The sequence below is a fragment of the Streptomyces sp. NPDC041796 genome (genome assembly GCF_055590785.1).
In genome coordinates this window covers 24,103-32,327 of sequence record NZ_JBVJAH010000032.1, presented here as the reverse complement: position 1 = coordinate 32,327, position 8,225 = coordinate 24,103, and the positions used below count along the sequence as shown (strand labels likewise).

Below are 8,225 nucleotides of genomic sequence, written 5' to 3'. Positions count from 1 at the left end.
GCGGCCTCTTCTTCCCCATGCTCTCCATGATGAACATCATCCTTCCGGGGCTGAAGCCCCTGATCTCAGATGTCCGTCAAAGCGGATCAAGCCCAGAGGAGTACTACGACAGCTAAGCGACGACTGACTTGAACCCGCGAGGCCCCTGATCTGCCGGTTCACCGGCTGTGTCGGGGGCTTTGTGCTGTCCCACCTGTGGGGATCCCGAGCGTCTCTCTCTCGCGACTGCTGCTCAAAGATTTTTCCGTCCGCGCTCTCACACCTTTCGTGCCTTGGACCTGTTGCACGCCGTGGAGGTCCTGCGGGACAGCCACGCTCCACCCGATCCGACCTGAGAGGCCTCGAATGAGCGGCAGTGACAAGAAGAACAGGAGGATCCCGCGTCAGACCGGCACGGTCGGGCAGGCCGAGCACCCTGTCGAGGCGCTGTGCCCGGAGGCGCAGCGCCAGTGGGACCTCGTGATCAAGTTGCGACCTGCGGTACGGAACATCGCGTACCGGTACACGGGTCTGCCGGCGACGGCGCTGGACGATATCGAATCGCGGGTCTGGCTCGCGCTGTACGTCCGCTTGAAGAACTCGGGTCCGCTCAACAGCAAGTTCGGCCGAGTCGAGTCCTATCTGTGGTCTGTGGTCCGCAGTCAGGCGCAGGCCTACATGGTCGAACTGAGCAAGAGGGCCGAGGACTTCGTGGGTGATGACACGTACCTTCTGGACACGGAGGAAAACGCTCATCCCGGTCCCGAGCATCAGATACTTGCCGACCTCGTCCCCGCGATGAAGGTGCTGCGGGAGGAGTTCAGCGACCTCCAGCTGAAGGTGTTCGTGCTCGCCGAAGGGTACGGACTCAAGGCGCCGCTGATCGCCGACCTCGTGACGACCTCGAAGGGCACCGTGCGGGACGCGCTGCGCATCGCGCGAGCCAAGCTCCGCTCTGAACGGGTCGGTCTGCGCCTGGGTGTCTTCGCGGAGGTGGAGGACTAGCCGCTTCCAGGAGGCACGGGTCGTCCGCAGCGACGACGGCGCGACCCGCGACTCCACGTGGCTGCTGGTTCGGCAAGCCTTTCCCACACGACATGACGGAGTAGCTGAAGTAGTTCAACCACCGCAGAGGCAGAGATCCGGGGTCGCGCAAGACCCCACCACGAGCGGGTGCACACGGCGCATTGCATGGGCGGCAACCCCGCAGAGCGCGATGTGCACCCCGAATCTGAAGGAGTCCAAACACATGGTAGGTATCGTCACCCTTGCCCGAGTCTGCTTGGTCGTGATCGTTACGTCGATAATGGCCGCTGGAGCCTGGCTGAGGAACCGATTCGAGGCCCTCCTCTTGCTGCTGCCTGTCCGGCCGAACGACCGGCCGTCTCTCCGTGCCCGCGTGGCCTTGCTGTCCTTCGCGGGGAGGTCGGACATAGTTACAACGAAGTAGCCGACGCCGCACAGGCGATGGGCCGGGCCTCTCACACGAGAGGCCCGGCCCGACTGTTGTTCTGTACCGACGCAAACGCGCGGCGCCTGTTCCCCCGGAGGAGAACCCGGAGGAGCTGGGAGGTACTCCCGAAGGAACGCCATGACCGCCACGCCCTCCGGCGACAGCAAGAGCGCGAACGTCCCCGACCCGATCGCGGAGGACTCGGTCCGCGCCCGGCTGAAGATCGCCGAGGACAAGCTCACCTGCTGCCAGGACAACCTGGCTGACGCCCGGCGGGATGTCCGAGGCCTCCGCCGACAGAACCGCCGCGAGCGCCGGCGGGAGCTTCGCTCGACGGCGGCCCGGGCCGCCGTCACCACATTCTCCGTGACCCTCGCGGTGACGGGCACCATCGCGTTCCTCCTCGCCGTTGTCCTGATGGTGATGGGGAACTTTGGCGACGCGAAGGACGCGCTGGGGGTGGCGGGTGTCGCGTGGGGCGGTGCCAGCGCCATCCGGCGCCCGCGGAAGTAGACGGCGGACGTCTCGTCCGGAATGAAGGCCCTCGCCGGACTTCGGCGGGGACCTTCGTCGTTCGGGACACCGTCACCGCCCTCGCGTTCTCCGACTTCGGCGTACGGTGCTGATCGCCCTGCCGAGTTGAAGGCGCTGTTCGTTGTGACCGTGCCGCACGGGGTGCCCGTGTCTGAGCTGCCAGCGTCGGGACGTCCCAGCCGTGCCGCCGCGGACCCCGACGCCCGAACCGGTACGACCGGGACACCTACACTGGCCGCACCACCACGCTGCCGCAGGCGGCCAGCCGCGCCGTTGCACGTCAACATGCTGAACTTGACAGAGAAACCGACCCCGAGGGTGAAGACCTGCGCCGCGCCTCCATCGGCCCGCTCACCGTCGTCTACTGGATCAACCGGACCCTCGGTCACCTCGCGTCCTCGACATCGTCTGGCCCGGATGACCCGGCGGTCCGCAGGGCGGACGCGGCCCTCGAGAAGACCCGCGCCACGTTCGACCTCAGTCCGTCGAGCGCTTGGTGACCTTGTAGGCGCGGATGCCGGTGTCCGTCCATACGTAGAGGTGGGTAGGGCCGCTGGTCATCATGGTTGCGCCGGATGGGAAGGAGCTGGTGGTGATGAGCTCGCCCGTCGCGGCGTCGCGGATAGTCACATTCCCTGCTTCTGGGTCGGTGGAGAAAACTTGGTCCGCGTTCGTCCATACCCATTTCTGGTCATCCGCCTGGCTCCACCTCTTCTTGCCGGTCCTCTTGTCAAGCCCGTAGATATTCCCTACGTCCGAGGCGATCAAGAGGTTTCCGGACAAGTATGTGGACCAAGCGGAATTGTGGCCTAGGTCGGTCGCCCAGACCTCCTTCCCTGTGGCGAGATCCAGTGCATATACCGACCCGTCTCGTGCAGTGAAGTAGACGAATCCGTCCAAGATTTTTAACTTTTGTTCTATCGTGCCGTTCGAAGGTGTCACGTAGGTCCACATCACCTTGCCGTCTTTGCTGGAGAGCGCTTTTACCTTTCCGTTCTTAGTGGTCACGACAAGGGTCGTACCATGGGCAGCGATGTGGTCGATCCACATATCGGTCTTTTCTTCGTACCGCCACAACTCTCGCTTCAGTGACTTGTCTACGCTGTAAAGTTCGCCGTTGAATAGGGCGTGGAGTCCTGTGGGCGTCTCTACTGGGGTCGAAGGCGTAGGGTCGGCGAAAAAGGCGAGTGTCTTGCTTGAAGCCTTATGCTTTCCGGTCAGTGGGTCGAGGGCGACAATCTCGCCGGTGTCTGTGCCGACATACACGGCGTCTTTCGTCACCAATGGGCAGCCTGTATCCTTTTTATACGACCACTTAGTTTTCCCGGTGGCTGCATCCCGCAATGTCAGATCCGACACTCCTGCATCGATGACTGTGTTATTTGCGTACCGGGGACAGTATCGTTTCCCTGTTGCGCGAGCCGACCAGACAGGGTCTAGCGAGATTTCGTAGACAGGCTTTTCCGGCTGGCCCCCCTGGGCCGGCGGCTTCCGGTAATTCGGGGAGCCGTCGCATGCCGACAACGGCAGAGCAAGAGCGGCTAAAGCAAGAAATCCACTTGCCAGCACCCTCGCAGATGACGTGCTCATCCGAACGCCCCTTTCTGGAAGTAGTAGAGGCGCTGGTTGTGCGTGTTGGCGTAGACGCCATTTGTCGTCGCCGTGGTGCCGGACAGCGTATTGACGTTGGTGAAGCAGTCGACGACGGTGCCGTCGTCGAGGCTCTGGGCGCAGAGCTTTCCGCTGTCGTACGCGACGTACACACGGTCGGCGGAGGCGGACAAAGAGAGGGGCTGCGCCTTGCCCTCCAGGTTGAGATCGACCCATTTCTCGGCGCCGGTCTTCAGGTCGACGGCAGTGATCGCTTTACCGGCGTCGAGTGTCGTGGTGAAGATCAGCAGCCCCTTCACGACCGCCACGTCCGAGGTGTCGACGTCGATGGTGTAGTCCTTGCGCCACAGCTCCTTCCCGCTGCGAGGGTCGAGCGCGACGATCTGCTTGCCGGCGCTCACGATGACCGCGGTACCGGCTACGACCGGTCCGCGGTTCACGTCCTCCTTGGAGACGTCCTTGCGCCATCTGACCGTCCCGGTCTTCGCGTCGAAGGCGTAGATCTCCCCGGCCTGGGCGGATACATAGACCGTGTCTTTGTCCAGTGCTGGCTTTCCCGCAGTGTCGAGCTCGGTCGACCACAGGACTCTGCCGTCACTTGGACGAAGGAAGTCCACCTCGTCGTTGAAGGTCGTCACAAGCGAGCCGTTGGCAGCGGCGAGGTCATCGAAGAAGCGGTCCTTCTTCCACTTCACCTTTCCGGTACGGGTGTCGATCGTCAGCAGCCCACCAGGTTCGTAGAAGTGGGCAAGCCCGCCGGAGACGACCGGCTGGTCGCTGATGCCGCCGGAGGTCGGCACCGACCACAGCCGCCGGCCGGTGCTGGCGTCGACTCCGTAGACCGCGCCGCGCCAGGCGGTGGTGACCACCACCGTGCCATCCAGGACGGGCTGGTTGTACAGCGGATGCGGAAGCGCCGAGGCCCACGTCGGCACCGGCTCCCCATCTGCCGGCCCGTCCTCCTCCTCATTCCCCACCGTGTCGTCCTGCGACGTCTCGCCCTTCGAGCCTTCGTCTCCGCGAGGCCACCAGCTCTGCGGCCACAGCGTACTGATCAAAAGCGCCAACAGGACGAAAGATCCGAAAAAGCCCCACGCCGTGAGACCGAAACCCATGTCCCTGCGCTTCGCCGCGCGGGCGCGGCGGGCTCCGGTGCGCGGGGCTCGGCTGACGCTCGACGCCGGGTTCTCGGGCTCTGCCGAGGGGCCCGCGTCCTGCCGCGGCGGTCCGGGCCGTTCGCTGCCCTCTTTAGCGCCGGCGGGTTCGGAACCGGGCTGAGGGGCCATCTCACCTGCGGATTCACCCGTCACGGCCAGATGGCCGGTGGTTGTTCCGCCGGGGGAAGCAACTACGTGCTGCTCGATGCGGGAGATCTCCACCTCGTACGACTGCCAGGCCGCGTCCACGGCTTCGACCGCCTCGGTGACGGCCTGGCCGGGCGCGGCAGGATCCTCCAGGAGCGCGTCGCGGGATCGGTAGACGGCCACCAGTCGGCTCTCCAGGTCGGCCACAACCCGCTCGGCAGCCGTCAGCCGCCGCATCGCGGTGGCCACCTGCTGCTTGAGGTCGGTCTGTTTCTCCTCCAGATCGCGGCGCTGGATGCGTGCCTGGGACAACCGCCGGCTCACCTCGGCGCGGGAGCGCAGGACAACCGCGTGCTGGGAAGCCAGTTCACCGCTACGGGTCTCCGCCTGTTCCAGCGCGGCGGTGACCTGCTCGAGCTCGGCCCGCAGAGCCTGCTCAGTCTGTTCCAGCTCCGTCACCCGGGCCGCCGCCGTCGACACCTCGGCCGCCAGCGTCGCGTTCTCGTCCTTCAGACCGGCCTCGGACCGGGCCGCCTCCTGGGCCTGCCCAACCAGCAGGTCCTGAAGGCGCTGGATCTCCTTGCGAGCGGCCTGCTGCCCTGCCCGCGCGCTGCGCACCGCCCGCAGCAGCTGGTCCTGCTGCTCCTGCAGCCGTACGACCTCGTTCTCCGCGGCCTCCTCACGTCCTTGACGCCGCATCTCCTCCTGCTCGGCCTGCTTCGCCTCCGCCTCCAGACGCTCCACCCGGCGCAGCGCCTGGCCCAGGCTCTCCTGGCACTGCACCAGCTTGTCCCGAACGCGCCGCTGCTCCTCGCGGGCCTCATCCCGGTCGGCGACCATCTGCTCGCGCTCGTCCATCAGCCGGTAGAACTTATGCAGATGCGGGTCGGACTCCTGCAGCGCCGCGTAGTACTTCTCCATCACATGGCCGCGCACGCCGCCCGGCAGCGGTTGTCCCGCCACCTCTTCCGCAAAGGCGAGCAGCCGCAGCAGCTTGTCCCGGTCCGGCACTCGCTCACCGGCGCGGAACTTCGACAGGGACGGCCCGCTGAACCCCTCGCCGAGCGCAGCGGAAATCTGCGCGGTGGTCACGCCTAAGCGGGTGAGCCGGTCGAAGAACTCCTTGCGGATGACTTCTGCGAACTCCCGCTTCGCACCACCCAGCCCGGACAGGTCCTTCGGTGGACGGCCCTGCTTGCGAGACGGGACCCCTGGCTTCGAAACGCCCCCGCCGTCATCCTCCGGCACCCTTCCAACCCCCCTACGCCGGCCACTTCTTTGTTTCGTGCCCTGACCAGCGCTTTTCACTGTGGCGGTACAAATTTCCGTCCTCAACAGTGGCCTTCAACGCCGAACGCGACGGTCAAAAAAAGGCCAGTTGAGGAACAAGGAGACATCATGCTGGACCGCACCCGCACAGGTCACCCGAACAGCACGAATCGACCTGTCGCGCGGGCCCGACACTTCATCGCCGGCACCGCGGTGGCCTGGACGGCCCTCCTCGTGCTGGCCACCCCCGCCCACGCCGCCCCGACCCCCGGCCAGCCCCCGGCCATCACCCAGCAGGCCGCTCCCGTCCCGGCCGAACCGACCGCGACCACCCCCCAGCAGCAGCCCCCCACGCCGCTGTACGACACGCAGCCGCCCGGCATCAGCGCCTACCTGCCCGCCGAAGCGCTCATCACGATTCTCATCATCACGGCCGTGTTCATCCTCGGCCTCCGCTACGGCCCCGCCCTCGCCGCGGCCGGCATCAAAGCGCTGCTCCGTCTCTTCCAGAACACGCCACCGCCCCAGTGAGCACGGACACCACTCTGTGCGACATCCCGCGAGTTCCCCTGAGCCCTGCTGAGTCCCCGACCCCGTGGCCAGGTGGTTCCTCCTCCTTCGGGTGCTCTGCGGCTCTGTGACGCAACTTCGGGATTCTTGAAGCGTTCTCACCTCGTCCGACTGATTCGCAGCCGGGCCGAAGGTGGGGAGGCTCGGGTTGGCGGCGCTGGCGGTCGTACGGGACTTGCGTGAGCACTGGGCGCCCGCGTCGGTGGAGGAGCTGGAGCGGTTCGAGACCGACGTGCTGTCCGGCTTCGTCCTCGCGCGAGCGTCGGCGGGTCTGGCGGATGGCACGATCCGCGGGGACGTCGGGCACCTGGAACAGATCCGCACCTGGTTCGGTCGGCCGCTGTGGGACATGGAGCCCGCCGACGCCGACGCGTACTTCGGGAAGGTGCTGCGGAACTCGCCCAGCGGCACGCGCCTGGCCCGGTCGCAGGCGCTGACCCGCTGTTCCCCTCCGAGCGCAAGAACACCGACGGTTCCTCGCGCCGGGTGGGCGATGACGCCCTGCACAGTGGGCTCAAGGGTGCGGCCAAAGCGCATCTGCCGGGATAGGGCGAGCGGCTGACGCCGCATGTCCTGCGGCATTTCTGCGCGTCCCAACTCTATGAGAACGGGTTGGACTTGCTCGGAATCCAGGAGGTTTTGGGGCATTCCTGGAGCGCTACGACGATGCGATACGTCCACGTCCAGCAGACCCGGGTCGAGGACGCCTGGGGCGCCGGGACCGAGCGGGCCGCGAAGCGGCTGGAAGGGCTGATCCGATGAGGTGGAACCTGCGGCTGACGGCCGCGAACAAGGGTATCTGGAAGGCGTCCGAGCTCCAACGGAGCCTGGCCGAGCACGGGTTGGTGATCTCGGCGGGGAAGATGTCCGGGCTGTGGTCCGGCCAGCCGGTCTCCCTCAAGCTGGAGGACCTGGACGTCATCTGCGTCGTCCTCAGCTGCGAGATCGGTGACCTGCTGATCCCCGAGCCGGACAAGGTCCGCCGCCCCGGCGAGGAGACCAGCCAACAGGCCGCCGCCGCGTCCGGTCCGGCCCCAGCGGTGGTCCCGCGTCAGCGGGACGGCCGGTGCTTGCCGCCGATGTGAACCCATGGAACCGAGTTCTTGCCCGGATTGCCTGGCCTGTTCGAACCACGCTGCTCGACGTGTTCCTCGTTCGCCAGCCGTTGGACCGTGGACGAGTGCGCTGGCTGCACGCGCCGAGTGTCCCTGCGGGAGGAGTACTGCCGTCTGTGCTGGGTGCAGGCGAGAACCGAGGCCGCCGCGACCGGCGACAAGTCCACATACGGGCCTGAAGGGGAAGTAGACCTGCCTACTCTGATGTTGTAGGTGCTGTTGACGCCTTGGCAGCATTGGTCGAACGACACGAAAAGGTAGTAGTAGTCGCCGTGCTGGTAGATGAACCCAGCCTCTACCGGATTGGGGTTGAAGAAGAACGCGCGCGATGCGATCTGGGTGAGCTGCGGTACAGGACTCGCGAGCTTCCCGGCCGGAGTCCTTCCTGCC

8 protein-coding genes are annotated in these 8,225 nt (G+C 66.0%); 5 read left to right on the top strand and 3 right to left on the bottom strand.

Going from position 1 to position 8,225, the window contains the following annotated elements; translation table 11 throughout:
* Nucleotides 1-345: 345 nt before the first annotated feature.
* Together ACZ6C1_RS35930 and ACZ6C1_RS35925 are read left to right on the top strand one after the other, a co-directional pair.
* The gene (locus ACZ6C1_RS35930) at nucleotides 346-984 is read left to right on the top strand and encodes a sigma-70 family RNA polymerase sigma factor (protein WP_469247158.1); all 639 of its coding nucleotides are present in this window, start codon (nucleotides 346-348) and stop codon (nucleotides 982-984) included.
* A gap of 586 nt (nucleotides 985-1,570) precedes the next feature.
* Nucleotides 1,571-1,945 carry a hypothetical protein gene (locus tag ACZ6C1_RS35925; RefSeq protein WP_469247157.1) on the top strand — a complete coding sequence of 125 codons (375 nt, stop codon included), beginning with the start codon at nucleotides 1,571-1,573 and terminating at the stop codon, nucleotides 1,943-1,945.
* A 498-nt stretch (nucleotides 1,946-2,443) separates the two neighbouring features.
* Here ACZ6C1_RS35925 and ACZ6C1_RS35920 read toward each other — a convergent pair whose 3' ends face one another.
* Both ACZ6C1_RS35920 and ACZ6C1_RS35915 read right to left on the bottom strand, forming a co-directional pair.
* Nucleotides 2,444-3,556: an outer membrane protein assembly factor BamB family protein gene (locus ACZ6C1_RS35920; protein WP_469247155.1), complete on the bottom strand. Its 1,113-nt coding sequence runs from the start codon at nucleotides 3,554-3,556 to the stop codon at nucleotides 2,444-2,446.
* Entirely contained in the window at nucleotides 3,553-6,129 is a 2,577-nt protein-coding gene (locus ACZ6C1_RS35915; protein WP_469247153.1) for an outer membrane protein assembly factor BamB family protein, read from the bottom strand. The genes ACZ6C1_RS35920 and ACZ6C1_RS35915 overlap by 4 nt, the downstream gene beginning before the upstream one ends.
* 150 nt (nucleotides 6,130-6,279) lie before the next feature.
* Here ACZ6C1_RS35915 and ACZ6C1_RS35910 point away from each other — a divergent pair, with 150 nt between their 5' ends.
* The 3 genes from ACZ6C1_RS35910 to ACZ6C1_RS35900 all read left to right on the top strand — a co-directional run bounded on the left by ACZ6C1_RS35910 (nucleotide 6,280) and on the right by ACZ6C1_RS35900 (nucleotide 7,805).
* A complete protein-coding gene (locus ACZ6C1_RS35910; protein WP_469247151.1) occupies nucleotides 6,280-6,681 on the top strand; it encodes a hypothetical protein in 402 nt (133 codons plus the stop codon).
* A 187-nt stretch (nucleotides 6,682-6,868) separates the two neighbouring features.
* Nucleotides 6,869-7,282, top strand: coding sequence for a hypothetical protein (locus ACZ6C1_RS35905; protein ID WP_469247149.1), 414 nt, complete (start codon nucleotides 6,869-6,871; stop codon nucleotides 7,280-7,282).
* Between the two features lie 196 nt (nucleotides 7,283-7,478).
* Nucleotides 7,479-7,805, top strand: coding sequence for a helix-turn-helix domain-containing protein (locus tag ACZ6C1_RS35900; RefSeq protein ID WP_469247147.1), 327 nt, complete (start codon nucleotides 7,479-7,481; stop codon nucleotides 7,803-7,805).
* Here the strand turns inward: ACZ6C1_RS35900 and ACZ6C1_RS35895 are convergent.
* Nucleotides 7,772-8,170, bottom strand: a complete 399-nt coding sequence (locus ACZ6C1_RS35895; RefSeq protein ID WP_469247163.1) for a family 43 glycosylhydrolase — start codon at nucleotides 8,168-8,170, stop codon at nucleotides 7,772-7,774. The two genes, ACZ6C1_RS35900 and ACZ6C1_RS35895, sit on opposite strands and share 34 nt — an antisense overlap.
* Between the last annotated feature and the right edge of the window lie 55 nt (nucleotides 8,171-8,225).